The 20,855-nt window shown below is 67.2% G+C and carries 19 protein-coding genes; 3 read left to right on the forward strand and 16 right to left on the reverse strand.

Annotated features, from left to right (window positions below; all coding sequences use genetic code 11):
* Positions 1-18 precede the first annotated feature (18 nt).
* The 14 genes from G4H71_RS06900 to G4H71_RS06965 all read right to left on the reverse strand — a co-directional run bounded on the left by G4H71_RS06900 (position 19) and on the right by G4H71_RS06965 (position 13,791).
* Complete coding sequence (locus tag G4H71_RS06900) at positions 19-1,020, reverse strand: NAD-dependent epimerase/dehydratase family protein (RefSeq protein WP_072736198.1); 1,002 nt, start codon at positions 1,018-1,020, stop codon at positions 19-21.
* Between the two features lie 81 nt (positions 1,021-1,101).
* A complete protein-coding gene (locus G4H71_RS06905; protein WP_072736199.1) occupies positions 1,102-1,944 on the reverse strand; it encodes a nuclear transport factor 2 family protein in 843 nt (280 codons plus the stop codon).
* Positions 1,914-2,444, reverse strand: coding sequence for an Rv1363c family protein (locus tag G4H71_RS06910; RefSeq protein ID WP_072736363.1), 531 nt, complete (start codon positions 2,442-2,444; stop codon positions 1,914-1,916). The genes G4H71_RS06905 and G4H71_RS06910 overlap by 31 nt, the downstream gene beginning before the upstream one ends.
* Positions 2,445-2,509: 65 nt before the next feature.
* On the reverse strand, positions 2,510-3,214 hold the full coding sequence (locus G4H71_RS06915) for an Rv1363c family protein (protein ID WP_246442493.1): 705 nt from the start codon (positions 3,212-3,214) through the stop codon (positions 2,510-2,512).
* Positions 3,214-4,650 (reverse strand): MCE family protein, encoded by a 1,437-nt coding sequence (locus G4H71_RS06920; protein WP_072736200.1) that lies wholly within the window; start codon positions 4,648-4,650, stop codon positions 3,214-3,216. Before G4H71_RS06920 ends, G4H71_RS06915 begins: the two co-directional genes overlap by 1 nt.
* Entirely contained in the window at positions 4,647-5,867 is a 1,221-nt protein-coding gene (locus tag G4H71_RS06925) for an MCE family protein (RefSeq protein ID WP_072736201.1), read from the reverse strand. Before G4H71_RS06925 ends, G4H71_RS06920 begins: the two co-directional genes overlap by 4 nt.
* A complete protein-coding gene (locus tag G4H71_RS06930; RefSeq protein ID WP_083342816.1) occupies positions 5,864-7,156 on the reverse strand; it encodes an MCE family protein in 1,293 nt (430 codons plus the stop codon). The genes G4H71_RS06925 and G4H71_RS06930 overlap by 4 nt, the downstream gene beginning before the upstream one ends.
* Complete coding sequence (locus G4H71_RS06935) at positions 7,153-8,208, reverse strand: MCE family protein (RefSeq protein ID WP_072736202.1); 1,056 nt, start codon at positions 8,206-8,208, stop codon at positions 7,153-7,155. Before G4H71_RS06935 ends, G4H71_RS06930 begins: the two co-directional genes overlap by 4 nt.
* Positions 8,205-9,227 (reverse strand): MCE family protein, encoded by a 1,023-nt coding sequence (locus tag G4H71_RS06940; protein WP_072736203.1) that lies wholly within the window; start codon positions 9,225-9,227, stop codon positions 8,205-8,207. The genes G4H71_RS06935 and G4H71_RS06940 overlap by 4 nt, the downstream gene beginning before the upstream one ends.
* Before the next feature lie 2 nt (positions 9,228-9,229).
* Positions 9,230-10,384, reverse strand: a complete 1,155-nt coding sequence (locus tag G4H71_RS06945) for an MCE family protein (RefSeq protein ID WP_072736204.1) — start codon at positions 10,382-10,384, stop codon at positions 9,230-9,232.
* 30 nt (positions 10,385-10,414) lie between these two features.
* Entirely contained in the window at positions 10,415-11,266 is an 852-nt protein-coding gene (locus G4H71_RS06950) for an MlaE family ABC transporter permease (protein ID WP_072736205.1), read from the reverse strand.
* A 22-nt stretch (positions 11,267-11,288) separates the two neighbouring features.
* Positions 11,289-12,053 (reverse strand): MlaE family ABC transporter permease, encoded by a 765-nt coding sequence (locus tag G4H71_RS06955; protein ID WP_072736206.1) that lies wholly within the window; start codon positions 12,051-12,053, stop codon positions 11,289-11,291.
* Between the two features lie 518 nt (positions 12,054-12,571).
* Entirely contained in the window at positions 12,572-13,489 is a 918-nt protein-coding gene (locus G4H71_RS06960; protein ID WP_072736207.1) for a 3-oxoacyl-ACP reductase, read from the reverse strand.
* Between the two features lie 110 nt (positions 13,490-13,599).
* Entirely contained in the window at positions 13,600-13,791 is a 192-nt protein-coding gene (locus G4H71_RS06965; RefSeq protein WP_072736208.1) for a ferredoxin, read from the reverse strand.
* A gap of 144 nt (positions 13,792-13,935) precedes the next feature.
* On the opposite strand from G4H71_RS06965, the gene G4H71_RS06970 reads away from it, so the two are divergent.
* From G4H71_RS06970 to G4H71_RS06980, 3 genes are read left to right on the forward strand one after another with little or no spacing between them, the layout of a single operon-like run.
* Complete coding sequence (locus tag G4H71_RS06970) at positions 13,936-15,117, forward strand: acyl-CoA dehydrogenase family protein (RefSeq protein ID WP_072736209.1); 1,182 nt, start codon at positions 13,936-13,938, stop codon at positions 15,115-15,117.
* Between the two features lie 10 nt (positions 15,118-15,127).
* Positions 15,128-16,255: an acyl-CoA dehydrogenase family protein gene (locus tag G4H71_RS06975; protein ID WP_072736210.1), complete on the forward strand. Its 1,128-nt coding sequence runs from the start codon at positions 15,128-15,130 to the stop codon at positions 16,253-16,255.
* A gap of 55 nt (positions 16,256-16,310) precedes the next feature.
* A complete protein-coding gene (locus tag G4H71_RS06980) occupies positions 16,311-17,936 on the forward strand; it encodes a long-chain-fatty-acid--CoA ligase (RefSeq protein ID WP_072736366.1) in 1,626 nt (541 codons plus the stop codon).
* Between the two features lie 27 nt (positions 17,937-17,963).
* Here G4H71_RS06980 and G4H71_RS06985 read toward each other — a convergent pair whose 3' ends face one another.
* Both G4H71_RS06985 and G4H71_RS06990 read right to left on the reverse strand, forming a co-directional pair.
* Positions 17,964-19,079 (reverse strand): NAD(P)H-dependent flavin oxidoreductase, encoded by a 1,116-nt coding sequence (locus G4H71_RS06985; protein ID WP_072736211.1) that lies wholly within the window; start codon positions 19,077-19,079, stop codon positions 17,964-17,966.
* Positions 19,079-20,743: an acyl-CoA synthetase gene (locus tag G4H71_RS06990; protein ID WP_072736212.1), complete on the reverse strand. Its 1,665-nt coding sequence runs from the start codon at positions 20,741-20,743 to the stop codon at positions 19,079-19,081. The genes G4H71_RS06985 and G4H71_RS06990 overlap by 1 nt, the downstream gene beginning before the upstream one ends.
* Between the last annotated feature and the right edge of the window lie 112 nt (positions 20,744-20,855).

Genomic DNA, 20,855 nt, shown 5'->3' on the forward strand with positions numbered 1-20,855 from the left:
AACGGAACGCCCGCGCCGCTAGCCCGCGCGGGCCACCGAGAACTGGCCGGAGGTGACGAGGAAGGCGATGAGGTCACGGATGGTCTCGTCGGCCGGACGCGGCGAGAAGCCGAGTTCGGATCGCGCCTTCGTGCCGTCGACGACCGGCGCCGCCAGGAGGGCCGCCATCGCCGCCCGGGACAGTACGTCGGAACCGAACCGCGCGCCGATCGGCTCCACGACCGGCAGGATCTTGTCGACCACCGACAGCGGTACCGCGAATGCCGGGCCCCGCCTCCCCGCCGCTCGTGCGGCTGTCCGGAAGGCGTCGAGCATCCGCAGCATGGAGCCGGAGAGCAGGTAGTTCTCGCCCGTGCGTCCCTTCTCGGCCGCGGCCATCAGGCCGTCCGCGACATCGCGGACGTCGACGAGGTCGAAGCCGCCCTCGATGAGCACCGGGGTACGGCCGCGCGCCGCAGTGCGCAGGAGACCGTTGATGCGGGACAGTCCGTGATCGGTGGGCCCGTAGACGCCGGTCGGGTTGCAGATCACGGCATCGAGTCCCTGATCGACGACCTGCCGGAGCTGGACCTCGCCCTCCCACTTGGAACGGTCGTACACGGGCAGGGCGCGGTCGGTGGAACGCACCGACGACTCGTCCAGGACTCCCCCGCAGCGGATCTGGTCGAACGAGTGAATCGAGCTGCAGTGCACCATCCTTCGCGCACCCACCGCCAACGCCGCTTCCGCGACGGTGCGCACGCCCTTCGTGTTGACGGTCCAGGCACGATCACTGTTCTGCGCCAACGTGATCATCGCGACCAGGTGATAGACCACCTCGGCACCGTCGAGCGCCTGCTCCATCGACCGCCGGTCGAGCACGTCGCCGTCCACCCAGGTGACCTGTTCGTCGCCCGCCTCCCCGGTGTCCGCCGCCGGGCGCACCCGATCGACGGCGACCACCTGGTGGCCCGCGGCAACGAGGGAGCGGACGAGATTGGTGCCCACGAATCCGGCGGCACCGGTGACTGCGACCTTCATGCACTACTCCTGTTCGACCGTGGCCGCCCGATCGTCGACACGTCGTCTCGGCCCGCAGGAGCGACTCTACTAGAACACGTTTCAGTTAGAAAGAGGGTGAAGCCCTTCCGAGTACCACCGGACGTGCGCGATACGCCGCGATCCGGCCGCCAACTCGAAGAAGGCGACGCCCGCGAGGTCACCCCGGTCGATCGACACGCTCACCGTGCGTCCGGCGGAAATCATCTTGCCCCACTGCATGTTCCGAGCCGGATCGAGGAGTACGGCGGACTCGACGGGCGTTCCGGCAGGATATTCCAGCCGGGCGTCCGGCGTCAGCACCGAGGTGAGTGAGCGACCACCACCCGCGCGCAGACTCTCGAGGAAACCTGTGACAGTTCTTCGACCCCGCGCGCCCGTTCCGAAGAACCCTCGGCTGAACCCGAGAGTCCCGCGCAGGCCGAGAGTACGCAGCATCAACGGGCCCAACGACCCTGCCGCGACCAGGCCGGGCCGGCCCGAACGCAAGAGTTGCAGGACCATCGACGGCAGTTGCCAGTGCGCGAACAGCCCGGCGATCGCCGATCCCGACTCGCCGGATCGAACGTCGTAGCGCAGATGCATCGGGATCTCCAGTACGACCCCACTCGGCATCGTGGTCTCGATGCTCAGGTCACGCACCACCGTGCCGCCGCAGACCAGGTCCCGTTCGACCCGGAACGCGATGCTGTTGGGCGCGATGAACGTGTCGTAGAACCGGCCCAGCGCGTCGGGACCGACGTGGGGTACCGAGCCCACCGGATCGTTCACGACGGCGTCCTCGGTGAACAATCCCAGCCACCGGTCACGATCGTGCGCCGCCACCGCGGCCGGTGACTGCTCGACGAGCGCGAGCAGGTCCGCCCGACCGGGCGTCACACCGGGGTGAGGCGGCTGGTCAGCCATGTCCCGTCCACCTTCTCCAGGTCCATCGTGATACGGCTCCCGACGGTCCGCGCGTCCGGGGCCTCCGCGCTGGTGGTGACCTGATTCAGGTACAGCAACACCGTCGCCGAGTCCGCGTCCGCCTCGACCACCGACTTCGCCTGGACCGTCACCTGCACGGTGAGTTTCTTCTCCTTCGCCCCCGGGGCGATCGCTTCTTCCACGAGGGTGCGGTAGTCCTCACGGAACGATCCGGTCAGTCCGTCGGCTGCCTCGGCCAGTTGCTCGTCGACATTGCCGAACTCGTAGGCGAGCATCGCGACCGCCTGTGCCGCCGCGGCGTCGGTCGCGTCGGTGCGCGCCTGCTCGACCAGATTGTCCTGCCGCTGCAGATACAGCATCCACCCGATCGTCACGACCAGGACGCCGATCACCGCCGCGACGGCCACCCGCAACAGCACGCCGCGCGAGGCGACGGGGGGCGCGGGCGCCGGGTCGACGTCCGCAGCGGGTCCGGTCATCGTCGGTGTCCCTGTCTCGGTCTTCGCTGGCTCGGTGTTCCCTGTCTCGGTGTTCCCGGTTCCGGTCACGGCACGAACTCCACTCTCGATGCGGTCAGTTCCCCGTCGGTGTCGGTGATCGTCACCCGCATCCGGAAGTCCCGCGGCGACGGTTCCGGCTGATCCGCACTGCTGACGATTGCCCGGGCGGCCACGAGAACGGTGGCACTGCTGTCCGTTTCGGTCTCCAGCCCGGCCACGATCACCTCACCCTCGGTGGCGACGCGGGCGTCCGCGACCACGCTCACGAAAGGATCGGCACGGCCCTCGAACTCCTGCGCGAACTCACCACTCGCTCCGGCGAGGAGGCGGTCCACGTCCTCGCGCGCGGTGTCCGGATGGATCGTCGTGAGATTGAGGATCGTCTGCCGCGCGGCGTCGACGTATGCCTGCCGACGGGCATCCCTGGCATCGTCGGCACGCAGTCCGAGCGCCAGGAGTGCCGCTACCGCGACGAGCGCGACGACGACCACGCAGGCGATCACCGTCCACATCCTCGGCCGTCGCCGAGGTGCGGGCCCCTCCGGCACCGACGAGGGAGGCTGTGCCGCAGGAACGGGCTGGAACACGGGAGCCGGCCCGGGGTGTGCCGGTGCCGCCGGTGACGTCTCCGGCCCGCGCGTCTGCGCCGGACGGGCGTCGCCGACCTGCACCGTCGCGGGGTGGCCGTCGCGAGGTGGCCCGGCCTCGCGCTTCGCCCGTCGACGCCGTGGCTTCGGGTCCTCGGTCATCACTGCTGACCTGTCATCATCGTCTGCCACGTCGAATCCTCTCTCGTCGATGCCAGATTCGGTTGGGTGTAGATGCGCCCGTCCGGTGCCGTGTAGGCGCCCGTGGACGGATCGTAGGGCCGTGCCGTCGCGGGGACGACCGGTGCCGGACCGGCGTCTGCGCCGCCGTCGTGCGAACTCGGCGTCGTCGTGTAGGACGGCACGTCCGGAGACTGGACGGGACCGGTGGGCGGGTTGTTCCCCAACGGGGTCCAGCCGTCCCGGCATCCCTGCACGGTCGGCGCGCGCCGGCCCGGATACTCCATGCACGGAATGTTCCGGGCACCACGGACCACGCTCGGATCGTCCGGGGCGACATTGCAGAACAGGTTGTTCGGCGTCGGCGGGACCGTGGTGTCGTTGCCCGGGCGACGCTGATCGGGAGGTAGGAATCCGGTGGTGCACGCGGGCGGATCGTTCAGCGCGAGCGAGAAGTCCACGATCGCACCCTCGTCGATCGGGCCGCCTGTCGCCGCAGTGGCCAGGGCCGCCGTGAGCGGCGGATAGAGCACGAGGATCTGCTCGATCGAAGGATGGTAGATGGTGGCCACTTCGCCGACACTGACCAGATTCGCGAGCAGTAGCGGCAGCGTCGGGGAGAGCTCCTGGAAGAGGATGTTCGCTTCCTCGGCAGCGCCGGGCCCCGTGGCCAGGATCGACCGAAGTGTCGGGTCACTGGCCCGGAGCTGATCGCTGAACGTGACGAGATCGGCCGTCCACGACCGGATCGCGTCGCTGCTGACGATCTGGGTGTCGAGCAGCGGGCCCACCTGATCGATGAGGACGCGGGTCGCCTCCGAGTTGTCGGCCGCCTCCTCGACGAACAACCGCGCGGAGTCGATCAGCCGCTGCAAGTCGGGACCGGATCCGTTGAAGGCGTGGAATGCCTCGTCCACCACGGTCTTCAACCGCGTGTCGGCGATGCTGTCGAGCAGGATGTCCGCCTGGTCGAGCATTTCCCCGACGTCCTGCGGAATGCTGGTCCGGTCCAGTGGGATCACGTCTCCTCCGGACAGCGTGGCTCCACCCGCGGAGGCCAGGGTGGCCCCGCTGCGCGGGATCAGGTCCACATACTGCTCGCCGACCGCGGACACGCTCTTCACCGAGGCATCGACGTCCGCCGGGATGTCGTAGCCGCGGTCGATCGACAGTTTCGCGACCACGCCTTCGTCGGTGAGGGTCACCGAATCCACCACGCCGACATTGGTTCCGCGGAACGCGACGTTGGCGTGGGGATACAGCCCGCCGGTCGCGACGAGTTCCATCGACACGTCGTACTTGCCGATGCCGAGCATGCTCGGCACCCGCACGTACTGGACGGACATGACGACCAGGCCGATCACGGTGAGGATCGAGAAGATCACCAGCTGCACGCGGACGAATCGGGACAGCATCATGGTGCGGGCTCCCCTCCGCCGAAGGGCAACCCGGGAATCTCGGGAAGCCCGGGGATGTACGGCAATCCGGGTATCTGGGGAGTACCCGAGGGCGCGGCGGCCGGTGGCTGCAGCGGATCGCGCATCGGATCGCTGGACTGCCCGGCGACGCCCGCGAGTGATCCGAGGGCACCTTCCACGCCGCCCAGGGTGCCGCCGAGCGCGGTCCCGGTGAAGAAGTTGCTGTCCATCCTGGAGTTGGTGAGATCGACGGTCATCATCAGGTTCGCGTAGTCCCCCCGGATCGCCTCGTCCATCGTCCGCATCGGGAAGGGATAGGTGAGCATGATGGACAACACCTCGGTCAGTGCGTTGCCCGAGTTGGCGAGTTCCCGGAGTACCGGTGTGAGGCTGCGGAGATTCGCCTTCAGATCCTCACCGCTGCTGTCGATGATCCGCGTCGCCGTGTCACTCAGCTCGCCGAGCGCCACCATTGCCGTGGTCAGATCGGTGCGCTCGCGTACCAGGACCTCGAGCGCCGCGGGAATCTCGTCCAGGGCACGCTGCACGGTCGCGGTCTGCGCGTTCACGGTCCCCGCGAGCCGGTCGATCCCCTCCATCGCGCTGACGATGTCGCCGCGCTGCCGATCGAGGGATCCGACCAGATCGTCCAACTGCGGCAGGAGATTCCGGATCGAATCCTCGCGTCCACCCAGCGCCGCGTTGAGCTCCTGCGTGATCGTCTGGATCTGCGCGATTCCGCCGCCGTTGAGCACCACGGACAGGGACGAGAGGGTCTGCTCCGTGGTCGGGTAGGCGCCGGCCCGTTCGAGCGGGATGACGTCTCCGTCGGCCAGGGTGCCCTCGGGCTCCGTGTCGTCGGGAGCAGACAACTCCAGGTGCTGGGATCCGAGCAGGCTGGTCTGGCCGATCTTGGCGGTGGCGTTGGCGGGCAACCGGACGTCACCGTTGATCCGGACGGTCACCAACGCATGCCAGTCCTCGACGTCGATGCCGGCGACCGATCCCACCGTCACGTCGTTCACGCGTACCGGCGAGTTCTGGGACAGTGTCGTGACATTCGGCATCCGGATCTCGACGGTGTACGCATCGTCGCCCCTGCCCTCGGTGCCAGGAAGTGGCAGCGAGTTCAATCCTTCCCACTGACATCCGGCCACCGCCGCCGACAGTGCGATCGCACCGCAGACCGCGGTGCCCCTGCTCCGCCACGTCGTCATCGTCCACCTCCGGGAGCCAGCAGGGATTCGAGCCCGTTCGGCACCGACACGGTCGGCATTCCACCGAGAGCGCCCGCGTCGGGGGCCGGGGCGGGTCGCGGAGGCACCTGGCCTTCGAGGCTCGGTGGCTGATACTGCACCTGGCCGGGAAGCGCGCCCACGCCGGTCACCGGATTGGTCATGACGCCCGGGTAGTTCATCGTCAGCGAGTTGAGTACCGGCGCGAGGTACTGGGTGCACAGGTCCGCGCTGCGGTCCGACTCGTTGGTCTCGAGCGACTCGATCGATCCACAGAAGAACTGGATCGGATTCCCGAAGTTGACCGGACCGACCTTGCCCGCCAGCGAACCCTGCGCCGGCCGGTAGATGTTGTTGAAGTTCGCCAGCGCCGTCGGCGCGACGTGCAGCACCTGCTCGAGTTCCGGGCGCTTCTCGGCGAGGACCCGGGTCGCGTCGGCCAGTCGACCCACCTGTTCGGTGAGTGCCACACGGTTGTCGACGACGAATCTCTGTACGTCCCCGAGCGCGAGGTCCAGATCGACCAGCGCACGGTCGAGATCGTCGGACGACGAGGCCAGCAGGCTCGACACGGATGCGAGCCGGCCCTCGAACTGCACGATCTGCTCGTTGCTCGCCGCCAGGGTGCTCACGAACGCCTGCAGGTTCCGGATCGTCGAGAACAGGTCGGTCCGTCCGTCCGAGAGCACCCGCATCGTGTCCGACAGTTCCCTCAGGGTGGACCGAAGCGCCGCACCGTTGCCGTCCAGATTGTCTGCGGCGGTGTCGATGAAGGTGCCCAGCGAGCCCTGCTCGTCGTCCGCCTGGGGGCCCAGGGCCTCCGACAGCTTGGTCAGTTCGGCCTTGATCTCGTCCCACTCGACCGGTACCGCCGTCCGCTCGATCGGGATCTCGCCCCCGTCCGCCATCCGGTCGCCACCCTCGTACACCGGGGTGAGCTGCACGAATCGTCCGGACACCAGGCTCGGCGCGACGATGACCGCCTTCGCGTCGGCGGGCACCGCAACCGACGAGTCCACCAGCATGGTGACCTCCGCCCAGTCCGTGCCGGGCTCGATGGACGTGACGCGCCCGACCGGTACCCCGAGCACGCGCACGTCGTCGCCCTCGTAGAGTCCCGTGGTCGCCGGGAACCGCGCCGTGATCTCGTTCTTGCCGAGGCCTGGGAACACCAGGACGGCCGCAGCGACCAGCACGGCGAGGACGGCCACGCCGGCGACGGCCGCCGCCACCGGGCGGCGGTTCTCGCGCAAGGCTTCCCGCAGGCTCATCGGTTCGGATCCTTCAGCTCGATCGACGGAGGCGGCGTCAGGTAGGACTCGAGGTCTGCGGGCAGGTGCTCCGGCCAGGTGACGGCATCGGACAGTCCCTGGAACAGCTTGCCGAGACCGATGTTGTAGACGAACGCCATGAAGAACGGGCCGCTGCCGACCGCCTCACCGAGCTGCGTCGCGTACGGCGCGAGCCCGTCCAGTGCCTGGCTGATGTTGTCGTTGTTCTCCTGGAGGATGGAGACCACCGAGTTCAGCGAGTCCAGGGTGGGCTTCATCTGCTCCTGGTTGTCCTGGACCAGGCCGCTGAGTTGCCGCGAGACCGCGGAGACGTTGACGATCAATTCGCTGATGGCGGTTCGGCGCCTGTCGAGTTCGCCGAACAGTTCGTTGCCGTCGAGGATCAGCGCGTTGATCTGGTCGCTCCGCTCGGCGAGAATTCCCGTCACGCTCTCGGCACGCGCCAGCAACTGTTGCAGCGTCTCGTCCCTGGCATTGATGGACTGGGACAGGCGGGTGACGCCGTCGAGCGCGGCGCGCAGCTCGGGCGGGGTGTCGGTCAACGCACCGGAGACCGCGTCGAGCGCGTCGTTGACGCGATCGGTGTCGAGTTCGCCGACCGTCGTGGTGAGGTCGCCCAGAGCGTCGTTCAACGAGTACGGCGAATTGGTGCGCTCGCTCGGGATCTGGTCGCCGACCTTCAGTGTTCCGTTTCCGCGCGGAGTGACTTCGAGCGACTTGCGGCCGAGGACGGTGTTCGTCTTGATCGCCACCTCGGTGTCGGTTCCCAACCGGATTCCGTCCTGGACGCTGAAGCGCACCAGCACCTCGGTATCGGCGAGCGCGATCTCGGACACCTTGCCGACGTCGACGCCCGCCAAGGTGACCGTGTCGCCACCGGTCAGGCCGCCGGCATCCTCGAAGTAGGCGGAATAGGTGCTGCCGCCGGTGAGGAACTGCAGCTGGTCGTACTGCAACCCGGCCACCACCGTCGCGCCGGCCACGACCAGGCCGATGATGCCGACCTGCACGGGATCACGTGGAGTCTTCATGACAGCGGTGCACACCTCCCCGTCGTCTGTGCGCCCGGAGTACTGACGTGCAGATCCTGCCCGTCCGGACCGCTGAACTTGAGCACGGCGTCGCAGACGTACATCTGGAAGAAGCTGCCGTAGGTACCGACACGGATCAGCTTCCGATATGCGTCGGGAAGCTCGTCGAGCACCCACTCGACATCTTCCCGCCCCATGTCGATCTGCGCGGCGGTACGACCCGCCTCGGCGATCGTGGACTGCAGGTCGGGACGTGCTCCCTGCAACAGCTGGGCGAGATCCGCTGTCGCGGTGGATATCTTCGGAATCGACTCGCCGATGGGACCCCGGTCGGCGGACAGGCCACTGATCAGTTGCTGCAGTTGATCCAGAGTCGCGGTGAACTGGTCGCCGCGGTCGTCGAGTGTGCCCAGCACGGTGTTCAGATTGTCGACGACGTCACCGATCAGCTGGTCGCGGTCCGCGAGGGTGTGGGTGAACGAACTGGTGCTGCCGAGCAAGGAGACCAAGGTACCGCCCTGTCCCTGGAACACCTGGACGAGCGCCTCCGACAGGTCGTTCACCTGCTGCGGATCGAGGCCTCGCAGCAGCGGTTTGAACCCGCCGAGCAGCAGGTCGAGATCCAGTGCAGGAGCAGTCTGCTCCACGGGAATCGAGCCGCCGCTCTCCAAGGGAACCAGGGTGCCGGGGCCTTCCATCAGCTCCAGATAGCGGTCACCCACCAGGTTCTCGTAGCGCACAGTGGCTTTGGTCGATCGGTACAGGACATGCTTGGCGTCGACGGAGAAGTCGACCTCGGCGACGTTGTCCTCGGTCACCGACACTCCACGTACCGCTCCGACCGGGACTCCCGCGATGCGAACCTTGTCCCCCGCCGCGAGTCCCGACACGCTCGTGAACGTCGCGCGATACGAGTGGGAACTGCCGAAACGGTACTGGCTGAACACGAGGGCGAGACCTGCGAAGATCAGCGTCATCACGGTCGCGAACACCAGGAGCTTCACTGTGGTGGCCCGCATCGTCACTGCCCTCCTTCCGGATACACGCCTGCGAACAGCAATTGGAACAGCTTCGGCATGTTCGGCTGCATCACCGTCGAGGGGACGTAGGGCACCGTGCCGGTATCGGTCACGACGAACTTGGCGTTCACGTTCGGGTCCGGATTCGGCAGGCCGTAGCAGCCCGGCCCGCCCGTTGCATTGACCTTGGGCAGATCCCGCGGATACGTGTAGGGCTCGGCACCGTAGAAGAAGCCGGCGCTCAACGCGATTCCGGGCTGGCCGCCACCCATGATCTCCTCACCGAGGGGGCGGACGTTGTTGAGCCCGACGATGAAGCAGGACAGCTGAGGCGCGTACTCCTCGAGGAGCCCGGTGGTGGGGGTGAGGAGATCGAGCGCGGATACCAGGTTCGGCTCGTTGTCCCGCAGCACCTGATTCGAGGTGTTCGCGAGCCCGGTGACGTTGAGGAGCAACAGGTCCAGGTTGGTCTGCTCCTCCACGACGGTGTTCCCGGTGGTGGTGACGTTGTCGACGGTGTGGAGCAGATCGGGAACGGTGTCGGCGTACAGATTCGTCACGTTCGCCGCCTTGACCAGATCTTCCTGCAACTGCGGCAGACTCGGGTTCATCTCGGCGAGATAGCTCTCGGTCTGCTCGAGGACGGAACCGAGTTCGTCACCCCGCCCCTGCAGCGCAGAGGAAATCGCCCCGAGGGTCGCGTTCAACTTCTCGGGCTCGATCTGCGCGAGTACGTCGGAGAGATGCTGGAAGACGGTGTTGAACTCCACGGTCACGCTGTCCGAGGGAATCACCGCACCCGGCTGGAGATGCCCCCCGTCGGGATCGGTGGGGACGATGAAGTCGACGTACTTGGCACCGAACACCGTGGTGGACTTGATCTCCACCCGGGCGTTGGCCGGTACCAGCGCCATCATCGACGGCTGCATGGCGAGCTCGAGGCGGGCACCGTCCGGGGCATGTTCGATCGACGCCACCCGCCCGATCTCGACGCCGAGCATCTTGACCTTGGCGTCCGGCTCCATGACCAGGCCGACCCGGTCGGCGGTGATCGTGACCGGCGTCGACGAGGTGAACCCACCCGAGAACATCACCAGCGCGACGGCGACGATCGCCACCAGACCGCCGACCAACCCGAGCGCAGCGACCTTTTTCATCCACCTGGGATCTGTTTCCACCGGCGTCCCCTATCCCGAGAGATTGAAGTTGCCGGACACGCCGTAGATGGCGAGTGAGATGAGCAGGGTCACCGTGACCACGGCGATCAGCGAGGCGCGCACCGCGTTGCCGACGGCGACGCCGACGCCCACCGGGCCACCCGCAGCATGGAATCCGTAGTACGTGTGGATCAGCATGATCGCCACGGCCATCACTATGGCCTGGGCGAACGACCAGAGTATGTCGGTGGGTATGAGGAACGTCGAGAAATAGTGGTCGTAGACACCGCCGGATTGGTTGTAGAGCACCACCGTCGCGAAGCGGCTGGCGACGAACGAGGCGATCACCGCGAGTGCGTACAGCGGAACGATCGCGATCATCCCCGCCATGACCCTGGTGCTCACCAGGTACGGAATGGACGGAATGGCCATGGTTTCGAGCGCGTCGATCTCCTCGGAGACCCGCATGGCGCCGAGCTGCGCGGTGGAGCCGGCGCCGATCGTCGCGGCCAGGCCGATACCGGCGATCACCGGAGCGGCGATTCGAACGTTGATGAAAGCGGCGAAGAAGCCGGTGAGCGCCTCCACACCGATGTTGCCCAACGAGCTGTAACCCTGCACCGCGATCGTTCCACCGGTGAACAGTGTCAGGAAGCCGACGATGACGACGGTGCCGCCGATGACCGCCAATGCTCCTGTCCCCATGCTGATCTCGGCGATGAGCCTCAGTGTCTCGCGCGGGTAGTGCAGCAGGGCACGGGGCGTGGATCCCAACGCGCGCAGGTAGAAGATCGCCTGTTCGCCGACGCGATCGACCGAGCGTGAGGCCGCAGCCACCCGGCGGCGGGTGCGCGGGAAGCGTCCGGCAGCAGCGAGAGCCATGTCTAGGTCACCGTCCCCTCGATCATCCGGTCGTCAACTTGATGCCGACCGCGGTGACGAGGACGTTGACGACGAACAACGCCATGAACGAGAAGACGACGGTCTGGTTGACCGCGTCGCCGACGCTCTTGGCGCCGCCCTTGACGTTGAGCCCCAGATAGGAGGCGACCAGCCCCGCGATCATCCCGAACAGACCCGCCTTGACCTCCGAGATCATCAGCTCGCCGAAGCCGGTGAGCAGCGTGATGCCGTTGACGAACGCACCCGGATTGACCCCCTGGACGTAGACCGAGAACAGGAATCCACCGAGGATTCCGATGGTGCACACCAGGCCGTTGAGGAGGAGTGCGACCACGGTGGACGCGAGAACACGAGGCACCACCAGACGTTGGATCGGGTTGATCCCGAGCACGCGCATCGCGTCGATCTCCTCGCGGATGGTGCGTGCGGACAGATCGGCGCAGATTGCCGTCGCCCCGGCCCCGGCCACGATGAGGACGGTGACGATGGGCCCGACCTGGGTCACGGTGCCGAGCGCGGCACCCGCCCCGCTGAGGTCTGCTGCTCCGATCTCGCGGAGCAGGATGTTGATGGTGAAGCTCACCAGCACGGTGAACGGAATCGCGACCAGCACGGTGGGGAGCATCGAGACCCGGGCCACGAACCATGCCTGGTCCACGAACTCTCGTCGCTGGAACGGCCTCGAGAACACGGACCGAAGGGTCTCGGCGGACACGGTGAAGAAGCCACCGACAGCACGCAACGGCACCTCGAGGAGGTCTACCATTCGCCCTCCTCGTCCCTCTGTCTCGCTGCGTCAGTCTGTGTCCACTGTGAGGTCCGGCCCCCGGCGCCTGTGACTCACGTCATAGTAACTAGAACGTGTTCACTACGCAAGAGTCGATTACCGAAGTCTCGATTCGGAAATACTCCGCGAGGTCGGCTGCCGCATGGCAGCGCCTCCGCCGCCGAGACTAGACCGAGAACGCGCCCCGGACAACCCCCGGAGTTTTCTTCGAAACATCAAGCATGCCAATTGATTACGGAGACGTTGCCGATCGGACGAACGGAAGCTCGTCCGACTCGGACAACAGGCGAAGCGTGTGCGTGCGCGACGCACGGAGATACCTCGCCACAGTCTCGTTTGCATTCAGAATTAGAACAAGTATCAGTCGACGCGGAGCCGCGCTCGAGTACTCGACAGTGGCGCATCGTCGACCTGGACGCGCGCCCACCTGTCGTATATTTCTACCAGCCCGCGCTGTCGGTCGCCCGCGTAGTGACGCGTCAGCACGCAGTTACCTGTCAGCCCAGATCCTTCAACGCCGACGACGCCGAGAACGTCGCCCCGGGATCCCGGTCGAGGAAGTAGTCGCCCAGTTCGGCGGCGAGCGCATCGGGCGCCCACCTGTCCCCTGCTGCGTCGAACCTGTGCTCGACCACGGGCGCCGCCATCAGGGCCACCATCGGCCCGTAGACGACGAACACCTGGCCGGACACCGCGTCCGCCGCCGGCGAAGCGAGGTAGGCGACGAGCGATGCCACGTGCTCCGGCGCCAGCGGATCGATGCCGGCGTCCGGCGCCGCACCGAAGACGTTCTCGGTCATGGACGTCCTCGCCCGGGGGCAGATCGCGTTCGCGCGAACACCGTATCGGGCGAGCCCCCTGGCTGCCGACAGGGTGAGCGCGGTGATTCCGGCCTTGGCGGCGCCGTAGTTGGCCTGCCCCTCGGGGCCGAGCAGCCCGGCCTCGGAGGAGGTGTTGATCAGGCGGCCGTACACCGGCTCCCCCGCGGCCTTGGATTGCCCCCGCCAGTACGCAGCTGCGTTGCGAGAGAGCAGGAAGTGGCCGCGAAGGTGCACCCGCAGTACCAGGTCCCAGTCGTCGTCCGACATGTTGAACAGCATCCGGTCCCGGGTGATTCCGGCGTTGTTCACCACCACGTCGAGGCGTCCGAACCGGCTCGTGGCCGCCTCGACCAGAGCGTCCGCGGTGGCTCGTTCACCGATGTCGCCGGCCACGAACTCCGCCTTGGCGCCGACGGATCGGATCTCCTCGAGGGTCTCCTCGACCGCATCGGAGGGACCGAGGTCGTTGACGACGACCGAGGCACCGGCACTCGCCAGGGCGACCGCCTCCGCCCGGCCGAGACCGGCGCCGGCGCCGGTCACGACGGCGGCCCGGCCGTCGAGGTCGAGATCCGGGGTGCTCGGGTCACTCATCGAGGTTCTCCTGCAGACTGAGGGGTGCCGGTGTGGAACACCAGCGGTCCGTGGTCGTGGACACGTTGGGCATGGAACACGTTCTCTCCAGGTGGCGCGAGCGCGAGCGCTCAGGGCACCTCGGTGAGCGCGGCGCGGGGGCACTGCGCGATCGCGGAGCGGATGTCGTCGTCGCGAGCAGCACCCGAATCGGGTTGGTTGATGTGGAGCTCGTCGTCATCGTCGAGCTCGAAGATGTCGGGCGCGATCCCGACGCACACACCGTTGGCCTCGCACCGGTCCAGATCGACCTCGACCTTCATGGCGCTCCCTCATCTCTTCGTTCCGGGCCCGGCTCGACCCCGTTCCGAGGGGTCGCACCCTGACGCCCATCACACTAGAACCTGTTTCAGTTGTGTGCAATGATTCGGGAACAGGGACTGCACGCGACCCGGAGAGGCTCGGACATGCACATCACCTACGACTCCCGACAACACCAGCTCAGGGAGGAATTACGCGCCTATTTCGCGCAGCTCATGACTCCCGAGCGTCGAGAGGCCCTCGCCGCGACCACGGGCGAGTACGGGGCGGGCAATGTGTATCGCGAAGTCGTCGCCGAGATGGGGCGAGACGGCTGGCTGACGCTCGGCTGGCCGAAGGAGTACGGCGGGCAGGAGCGCTCCGCGATGGAGCAGCTGATCTTCACCGACGAGGCCGCCGTGGCCGGGGCTCCGGTCCCGTTCCTCACGATCAACTCGGTCGCCCCCACGATCATGCACTTCGGCACCGACGAGCAGAAGGCCTACTTCCTGCCGAAGATCTCGGCGGGCGAGCTGCACTTCTCCATCGGCTACTCCGAACCGGGGGCCGGCACCGATCTGGCGAGCCTGCGCACCACCGCTGTCAAGGACGGCGACGACTACGTCATCAACGGGCAGAAGATGTGGACCAGTCTCATCGCGTATGCGGACTACGTGTGGCTCGCCTGCCGCACCGATCCGGATGCGAAGCGACACAAGGGCATCAGCATGCTCATCGTGCCCACCTCCGCCGAGGGATTCTCCTACACGCCGGTGCACACGATGGCCGGTCCGGACACCAGCGCCACCTACTACCAGGACGTACGGGTGCCGTCGAGTGCCCTCGTCGGGCCCGAACACGGCGGCTGGGCACTGATCACCAACCAGCTCAACCACGAACGGGTCGCACTGACCTCTGCGGGGCCGATCCTCACTGCGGTCCGCGAGGTTCGGGAATGGGCACAGAACACCAAGCTCCCCGACGGCCGACGGGTGATCGACCAGGAATGGGTGCAGGTGAACCTGGCTCGCGTGCACGCCAAGGCCGAGTACCTCAAGCTGATGAACTGGGAGATCGCCTCGGCCACCGAGTCCGCTCCCGGACCGGAGGCGGCCTCGTCGAACAAGGTGTTCGGAACCGAGTTCGCCACCGAGGCATATCGGCTCCTCATGGAGATTCTCGGCCCGTCCGCCACTCTCCGGCAGGACTCACCCGGTGTCCTGCTCCGTGGACGTCTCGAGCGGATGCACCGCTCCTCGCTGATCCTCACGTTCGGCGGCGGTACCAACGAGGTGCAACGCGACATCATCGGCATGACGGCACTCGGCCTCCCGGCCGCGAAGCGATAGGGGCTGCGCGATGGATTTCGCACACACCGAGGCTCAGCAGGACTTGGCGGGTCTGACCCGGGACATCGTTGCCCGGCATACGACGAACGAACGCCTACGCGAACTCGACCTGGCCGACGACCGCGTCGACCGCGCACTGTGGGAGGCGCTGGCCGAAGCCGGCATCCTCGGCGCCGCTCTCCCCGAATCGGTCGGCGGAGACGGATTCGGGCTCCTCGAGCAGTGCAGCATCCTCGTGGAGCTCGGCAGGCACGTGGCTCCCGTCCCGTACCTGACGTCGATCACCATGGCCGCCTCCGCCGTTGCCGAATTCGGTGACGACGATCAGCGCGCCCGCTGGGCCGCGCCCGCGGCCCGGGGAAACGTCATCCTCGCCGCGGCACTCGCCGAGGAACTGAACGAGGACCCCACCCGGCCGGTCACCCGGGCCCGCCGCGCCGTCGACGACGGCGGCTGGGTGGTCGACGGCACGAAGATCCTGGTGGACGCCGCACCCGTCGCCGACATGTTCCTGGTGCCCGCCGCCACCGATGACGGGATCGCCGTCTTCCTGGTCCGGCCGGACGACGCCGGAGTGACCGTGACTCGGCAGTCGGTCACCGGCCGTTCGAGTGTCGGCGAGTTGGTACTCCGGGAGACCGCCCTGCCCGACGATCGCCTGCTCGGCTCCGTGGCGACGGGAAGCGCGATCGTCTCCTGGCTGGTGGACCGCGGTTCCGTCGGGACGTGCGCGCATCAGTTCGGGGTCCTCGACCGGGCGCTGGAGGCGACCGCGGAGTACGGGCGCGAACGCGTGCAGTTCGGCCGTCCGATCGGCAGTTTCCAGGCCGTCGGCCAACGACTGGCCGACGCGTACATCGACGTCAAGGGCGTCCGGCTGACCCTGTGGCAGGCCGCGTGGCGGCTCGCCGAGAACCGGCCGAGCGAGGGGGCGGTACAGACGGCCAAGTTCTGGGCCGCCGACGCCGGGCACAGGGTGGCGCACACGGCGATTCACATTCACGGCGGAGTGGGCCTGGACGAGGACCATCCGGTTCACCGCTACTTCCTCGCCGCCAAGGACAACGAGTTCCGGCTCGGAGCCGCGACCACACAGCTCCGCGTCCTCGGTGGCGCTCTCGCGGCAGAGCCGGCATGAGGCCGACTCCGGAAACAACCACGGAGCCGATTCTGGAAGCAACTGCGGAGCGGACGTGAGGACCGTCGGCGACATCCTGCTCGCGCTCGAAGACGATCACGACCGGGGCGTCCACCACGAGGATTCGTTCGTGTCCTGGTCCGTGCACGTGCGAGAGAGCCGTCGGCGGGCAGCACTGCTCGAACAGTTACTTCCGCCGGGACGGCCCCGGCATTTCGGGGTCCTCCTCGACAACGTGCCGGAGTTCTCGCTCCTCGCCGGGGCCGCGGCGCTGTCGGGCACGGTTCTCGTCGGGCTCAACACCACCCGGCGCGGGCCCGCGCTGGCACGCGACATCGCGATCTCCGACTGCGCCGTGGTGTTCACCGATTCGGCGCACCGTGTCCAGCTGGACGGCGCCGATACCCTGCCGGACGGCGCCGATGCCCTGCCGGACGGCGCCGATACCTCCACCAGGGTCGTCGACATCGACGGTGACGAATGGAAGCTCCTCCTCGAGTCGGCCTCCGCCGAGTACGTCGCACGGGACTCGAGCCCCGAGGACCTGTTCATGCTCATCTTCACCTCGGGCACGAGCGGGCACCCCAAGGCAGTGCGCTGTACCCACGAGAAGATCTGTGGACCGGGCCAGATGTTGGCCGAGCGCTTCGAGCTCTCCACCGACGACGTCGTGTATCTCGCGATGCCGATGTTCCACTCGAACTCGATGATGGCGTCGTGGTCGGTCGCTCTCGCCGCGGGGTGCTCGCTGGTGCTGCGGTCCCGGTTCTCGGCGTCGGGCTTCCTACCGGACGTACGACGGTACGGCGTCACGTATGCCAACTACGTGGGCAAACCACTGAGCTTCGTCCTCGCGACACCGCCTGCTGGAGACGACGCGGACAACCCACTCCGGATCATGTACGGCAACGAGGGATCCGCGACGGCTGTCGCGGAGTTCGCGCGCCGTTTCGGCACCAGGGTGATCGACGGCTTCGGGTCCACCGAGGGCGGCATCGCGATTCCGTCGACGCCCGATGCTCCTGCAGGCGCTCTCGGACGCCTGCCGGACGGCATCGAGATCCTCTCACCGGACACCGGAAAGGTCTGTGCTGTCGCCGAATTCGACGACAGCGGACGGCTCCGCAACGCGGCGGCCGCGACCGGGGAACTGGTCAATGTCGCGGGTTCCGGTGCCTTCGCCGGCTATTACGCCGATCCGGCCGCCGATGCCGAACGGATCCGCGACGGCAAGTACTGGAGCGGCGACCTCGCCTATCGTGATATCGACGGATTCGTCTACTTCGCGGGACGGAGTTCGGGGTGGCTGCGGGTGGACGGCGAAAATCTCGGATCTGCGCCGATCGAGCGGATCCTGCTGCGGTGGAGCGGTCTCCGTCAGGTGTGCGTCTACGGGGTCCCCGATCCCGACGTGGGAGACAGGGTGATGGCGGCGTTGGTTCCGTCGACGGATTTCGACCCGGAGGCTTTCGCCCGGTTCCTCGGGGAGCAGCCGGATCTGGGGCCGAAACAGACACCCTCGCTGGTCCGCGTCTGCGCATCCCTCCCCCGCACCGCCACCTTCAAGGTGCTGGCCCGCACGCTCGCCGCCCAACGGTGGGATTGCGCCGATCCGGTCTGGTACCGGCCGCGCGGCGCGTCCGGCTTCCGTCTCCTCGAACCCGGACGGACTCCCGACTGACGCACCGCGCAGCGCGGCACCGAGGGATCACTCGTAGCGGGTGATCCTCGTCGCTGCCTCACGGAACCCGGTGACCAACTCGTCCATCACCTCGGCAACGGGGTGGATCTCGTTCATCCGGCCCACGATCTGGCCGACCGGCATGGCCACCACGTCGGGGTCCTCCGACGCCGCGATCCGCTGGTGCGCCTCACTGACGAGGATGTTCTGCAGCGGCATCGGAAGTGGCTCCGGTGCATCCGGCCGGGTCCACGCGTCGGTCCATTTCGTCTTGAGCAGGCGGGCCGGCTTGCCCGAGTAGATGCGCGAGCGCACCGTGTCGGACGACGTGGCCCCGAGCAGGGCACGTTGAATGGCCGAGGGCCCCTCGCCGGAGGCACTGCCGAGCTTGTACTCCGCCGTGGTCAGCCAGTAGGAGCCCATCCACACCCCGCCCGCACCCAGCGCGAGGGCGGCCGCGACCTGACGGCCGCTTCCGATGCCCCCGGCAGCGAGCACCGCCGCCGAATCCCCGAGCGCATCGACGATCTCGGGGACGAGCACCATCGAGGCGATCTCACCGGTGTGCCCACCGGCTTCGTACCCCTGGGCGATGACGATGTCGACACCGTTCTCGACGTGCCGACGGGCATGATCGACCGCACCCGCGAGTGCCGCGACCGGAACGCCCTTCTCGTGTGCCTGCTCGATCACGTCCCGCGGCGGCGAACCCAGCGCATTCGCGATCAGCGAGATCCGATGTCCGAGAGCGACGTCGACATGCGATCGGGCCACCGAGTGCAACCAGCCCAGCACCCCGCTCGCGTGCTCGGCGTCGTCGGACAGCGCCGGTACACCGAGGTCGGCGAGGGTGCGATCCACGAAAGCCCGGTGCTCCGGCGGAATCAGAGATTCGAGGTCGACCTGCGAGCCTTCGGTGGGGATCTTGGCCGGCATCACGATGTCGACACCGTACGGCTTGCCGTCGGTGTTCTCGTCCATCCAGGTGAGGACGTCGTCGAGTTCCTTCGGGTCGTTGAACCTCACGCATCCGAGGACACCGAGCCCACCTGCGCGAGAGATCGCCGCGGCGACGTGCTCGGACGGGGTGAAGCCGAAGACGGCGTGCTCGATACCGAACCGTTCGGCGAGCGGTGTCCGCATCAGGCGCTCGCGCTCGTGGCGGACTCGCCGAATCCGTTGCGGTCGTCCGGTTCACGCTCCTCGGTCTGGCGCTTGGCCCACCGGTAGTCGGGCTTACCGGCCGGGGACCGCTTGACCTCGTCGACGAACCACAGCTTGCGCGGCACCTTGTAGCCGGCGATCTCCTTGCGGACCGTCGTCACCAGATCGTGCAATGCCGGCCGGGCGCCGTCCCTGGCTTGCACCACCGCGGCGACGGACTCGCCGAAACGTTCGTCCGGGACGCCGACGACGAGGACGTCGAAGACGTCAGGGTGGCCCTTGAGCGCGCCCTCGACCTCCTCCGGGTAGATCTTCTCGCCGCCGCTGTTGATGCACACGGAGCCGCGGCCGAGCATGGTCACCGTCCCGTCCTCCTCGACCCGCGCATAGTCGCCGGGGATGGAGTAGCGGACTCCGTTGAAGACCTTGAACGTCGCCTTGGTCTTCTCCTCGTCCTTGTAGTAGCCGATCGGGATGTGTCCGTGCCGGGCGAGCAGGCCGACCTTGCCGGAGCCGGGCTCCACCTGATTCCCCTCGTCGTCGATGACGACGGTGGATCCGTCGATCTTCACTCGCGGCCCGCCGCTGTGCTCGAACCCCTTCGTGATGGTGGACAGGCCACCGAAGCCGGTCTCCGAGGACCCGATGGAGTCGGTGAGCATGCGGTTGGGCAGCAGATCGAGGAACTTCTCCTTGAGCGACGGGGAGAACAGCGCCGCGCTGCTGGCGATCACGTACAGCGTCGACAGGTCGTACGACTCACCGGTCTCGGGGTTCCCCTCGAGCAGGGCGTCGACCATCGGCCGCGCCATCGCGTCGCCGGTGATGAAGATGAGGTTGACCTTGTGCCGGTCGATGACCTGCCAGACCTCGTGGCCGTCGAACTCGGGGTGCATCACGAGCGTTCCGCCGCCGAAGAGGCTGTGGAACACCGCGGACTGCGATCCGCCGTGGATCATCGGGGGGATGGGGAACCGCACCATCGCGGGATTCGATGCTCCCACCTTCGCGAGTTCCCATTCGTCCTCGACTCGCTCGCCGGTGACGAAGTTGACGCCGCCGCCGAGGACACGCCACCAGTCCTCGTGCCGCCACATGACGCCCTTGGGCATCCCGGTGGTGCCACCGGTGTAGAGCATGAAGAGGTCGTCGGGGCTGCGCTCGCCGAAGTCGCGTTCCGGCGATCCCTCCGACAGTGCCGTCTCGTACTCGACGCCACCGTAGGACGAGTAGTCCAGGTCGGTGCCGTCCTCGACGACGACCACGGTCTGCACCAGCGGTGTCTTCGGGAGGACCCCGGCAACCTTGTCCGAGTAGCGGCGCTCGTGGATGAGCGCGACCATGTCCGAGTTCTCGAATATGTACTGCAACTCGTTCTCGACATAGCGATAGTTGACGTTGACCATCACGGCACGCGCCTTGAACACCGCGACCATCGCCTCGATGGCCTCCGTGGTGTTGCGGCTGTATATGCCCACCTTGTCACCCGGCTGCACGCCGTGATCACGCAGGTAGTTGGCCAATCGGTTGGCCCGCTCCTCCAGTTGCGCGTACGTGAACTCACGGTCCGCGGAAACCAGCGCGAGGCGATCCTGATTGAGGTCGATCGAGTGCTCTACGAGGTCTGCGATGTTATAGGCCACGCCCTAAAAATAGAACGTGTTATCGTCCATGACAAGACCCAATTTGTAATCCAGCTCACAGCCTATCGGGAGTACTCAGTGTCCGACACCGCAACCTCGCTCACCGACGTTT

The organism is Rhodococcus triatomae (genome assembly GCF_014217785.1).
Taxonomy (GTDB): Bacteria; Actinomycetota; Actinomycetes; order Mycobacteriales; family Mycobacteriaceae; genus Rhodococcus_F; species Rhodococcus_F triatomae.

Excerpts from the sequence above, each read along its gene's own strand:
- G4H71_RS06900 (WP_072736198.1), bottom strand. The coding sequence starts at position 1,020 with ATGAAGGTCGCAGTCACCGGTGCCGCCGGATTCGTGGGCACCAATCTC.
- G4H71_RS06950 (WP_072736205.1), bottom strand. The coding sequence starts at position 11,266 with ATGGCTCTCGCTGCTGCCGGACGCTTCCCGCGCACCCGCCGCCGGGTG.
- G4H71_RS06955 (WP_072736206.1), bottom strand. The coding sequence starts at position 12,053 with ATGGTAGACCTCCTCGAGGTGCCGTTGCGTGCTGTCGGTGGCTTCTTC.
- G4H71_RS06975 (WP_072736210.1), top strand. The coding sequence starts at position 15,128 with ATGGATTTCGCACACACCGAGGCTCAGCAGGACTTGGCGGGTCTGACC.
- G4H71_RS06925 (WP_072736201.1), bottom strand. The coding sequence starts at position 5,867 with ATGACGACGTGGCGGAGCAGGGGCACCGCGGTCTGCGGTGCGATCGCA.
- G4H71_RS06945 (WP_072736204.1), bottom strand. The coding sequence starts at position 10,384 with ATGAAAAAGGTCGCTGCGCTCGGGTTGGTCGGCGGTCTGGTGGCGATC.
- G4H71_RS06920 (WP_072736200.1), bottom strand. The coding sequence starts at position 4,650 with ATGATGCTGTCCCGATTCGTCCGCGTGCAGCTGGTGATCTTCTCGATC.
- G4H71_RS06915 (WP_246442493.1), bottom strand. The coding sequence starts at position 3,214 with ATGACCGAGGACCCGAAGCCACGGCGTCGACGGGCGAAGCGCGAGGCC.
- G4H71_RS06970 (WP_072736209.1), top strand. The coding sequence starts at position 13,936 with ATGCACATCACCTACGACTCCCGACAACACCAGCTCAGGGAGGAATTA.
- G4H71_RS06965 (WP_072736208.1), bottom strand. The coding sequence starts at position 13,791 with ATGAAGGTCGAGGTCGATCTGGACCGGTGCGAGGCCAACGGTGTGTGC.
- G4H71_RS06930 (WP_083342816.1), bottom strand. The coding sequence starts at position 7,156 with ATGAGCCTGCGGGAAGCCTTGCGCGAGAACCGCCGCCCGGTGGCGGCG.
- G4H71_RS06910 (WP_072736363.1), bottom strand. The coding sequence starts at position 2,444 with ATGACCGGACCCGCTGCGGACGTCGACCCGGCGCCCGCGCCCCCCGTC.
- G4H71_RS06935 (WP_072736202.1), bottom strand. The coding sequence starts at position 8,208 with ATGAAGACTCCACGTGATCCCGTGCAGGTCGGCATCATCGGCCTGGTC.
- G4H71_RS06985 (WP_072736211.1), bottom strand. The coding sequence starts at position 19,079 with ATGCGGACACCGCTCGCCGAACGGTTCGGTATCGAGCACGCCGTCTTC.
- G4H71_RS06960 (WP_072736207.1), bottom strand. The coding sequence starts at position 13,489 with ATGAGTGACCCGAGCACCCCGGATCTCGACCTCGACGGCCGGGCCGCC.
- G4H71_RS06940 (WP_072736203.1), bottom strand. The coding sequence starts at position 9,227 with ATGCGGGCCACCACAGTGAAGCTCCTGGTGTTCGCGACCGTGATGACG.
- G4H71_RS06905 (WP_072736199.1), bottom strand. The coding sequence starts at position 1,944 with ATGGCTGACCAGCCGCCTCACCCCGGTGTGACGCCCGGTCGGGCGGAC.